This is a genomic window from Streptomyces sp. LS1784, assembly GCF_020103755.1.
Classification (GTDB): domain Bacteria; phylum Actinomycetota; class Actinomycetes; order Streptomycetales; family Streptomycetaceae; genus Kitasatospora.
On sequence record NZ_JAHSQD010000963.1, the window covers coordinates 1 to 1,851 of the forward strand.

1 protein-coding gene and 1 pseudogene are annotated in these 1,851 nt (G+C 74.2%); both read left to right on the plus strand.

Annotation, left to right across the window (positions count from 1 at the left end):
- Positions 1 to 147: 147 nt before the first annotated feature.
- Positions 148 to 1,320: a zinc-dependent metalloprotease gene (locus KS423_RS44670; protein WP_224285399.1), complete on the plus strand. Its 1,173-nt coding sequence runs from the start codon at positions 148 to 150 to the stop codon at positions 1,318 to 1,320.
- 282 nt (positions 1,321 to 1,602) lie between these two features.
- Positions 1,603 to 1,851, plus strand: a pseudogene (locus KS423_RS44675) (tRNA lysidine(34) synthetase TilS); the annotation flags it as partial.

A 1,851-nucleotide genomic window follows, 5' to 3' on the forward strand; every position in this document is an offset into this window, starting at 1 on the left:
GGCCCGCTGCCGGTCGCCCGGCGCCGAGCGCCGTCACCGCCCCGGGCGGGTCGGGCGAGCTGGGCGAGCCGGGCCGCGGGCCGTCGGGGGAAAGGTGTTCGCGGCAGGTGGCTGCCGTTGGTGGTGGGGAGCACGTACGGTGAGGGCATGACGAGCGCGAGTGGCGGTGCTGACATGGTCGACTGGAACCTCGCGGTCGCAACCGCGACCAGGTTGGTGCGGCCGGGACCGGACGTGAGCCGGGAGGAAGCGGCGGCGGTGGTCGCCGAGCTGCGCCGGCACGCCCTTGAGGCGGAGGAGCACGTGCGCGGGTACACCGGCATGCGGTCGTCCAGCCTGTCCCGGGCCGCGGCGACGCCGGTGCTGGTGGTGGACCGCCCCGGGTGGATCCGGGCCAACGTGGCGGGCTTCCGCACGGTCGTCCAACCGCTGGTGGAGAAGCTCCAGGCGCGTCGGGCGAACAGCGCGACGGCCGGGATGTTCGGTGCGGTGGGCGAGAAGGCCACCGGGATCGAGGTCGGGGCGCTGCTGGCGTTCCTGGCCACCAAGGTGCTGGGCCAGTACGAGACCTTCGCCCCGGCCGAGCCGCCGCTGGAGGCGCCGGACACCCCGGCCGCGCTGTTCGACAAGCCGCGGCTGGGGCCGGAGGGCCCCGGGCCGGGCCGCCTGCTGCTGGTGGCGCCGAACATCGTGCACGTCGAGCGGGAGCTGGACGTCGACCCGTCCGACTTCCGGCTCTGGGTCTGTCTGCACGAGGAGACGCACCGGACGCAGTTCACCGCGGTGCCGTGGCTGCGCGACCACATCCAGTCCGAGGTGCAGTCCTTCCTCGCCGAGACGGACGTCGACCCGGGCGCCCTGCTGGAGCGGCTGCGGGACGCGGCGGGTTCGTTCGGTGGCCTGCCGGGCGGCGGCAACCGGGAGGGCGCCTCGTCCGGGAACCTGTTGGAGATCGTCCAGTCGCCCGCGCAGCGCGAGATCCTCGGCCGGCTGACGGCCGTGATGTCGCTGCTGGAGGGCCACGCGGACGTGGTGATGGACGGCGTCGGGCCGGCCGTGGTGCCGACGGTCGCCGAGATCCGGGAGAAGTTCCAGCAGCGCCGGGACCGCGGCGCCAACCGGCTCGACCTGCTGCTGCGCCGGATGCTCGGCATGGACGCGAAGCTGCGTCAGTACCAGGACGGCGCGGTGTTCGTGCGCGGCGTGGTGGAACAGGTCGGCATGGAGGGGTTCAACCGGGTGTGGACCTCCCCGAACACCCTGCCGACCAAGGACGAGATCCACGATCCGGCCGCCTGGGTGGCCCGGGTGGCCCGCTGAGCGCGCCGTGGTGCCGCAGGCGCCGTGAGCCGGGCGGCAAGCGGCGTGCGTCGGTCAAACCCGCTCGTACGAGTGGTCCAATCAGGCAGACGGCGGGTGAAGAAGCGTTTCTTCATTCACCCGAACGTGGGACGGTGGTCGTACCGGTGGCGCGGGTGGCGTAGCGGGTCGCTCCTTTCTGCCACCATCTGTGAGCGCCCGGTAACAGGGCGCTCACGCGGTGCGCGGTTCCCGCCGCGTCCGCCGCGAGTCCTGTCCCCCTCCGTCGAGGAGTCGTCCGCCGTGGGCCCTCACCCCGCTGTCGCCGCGATACGCCTGGCCGTTCGCCGTACGCTCACCGACCTCGCCGCCGAGGCCGGTTCCACCTTCACCGCGCCCGTGCGCGAGCCCCGGGAGCGCCCGGCCGGGACGCCGCTGGTGGGTGCCGCGGTCGGCACCACCCTGATCGGCAACGCCGCGCGCCACCCTTCCGGGCTGCCCCGCACCCCGGCCGCACCCGGCTCGCCGCTGGTCCTGGTCGCGGTCAGCGGC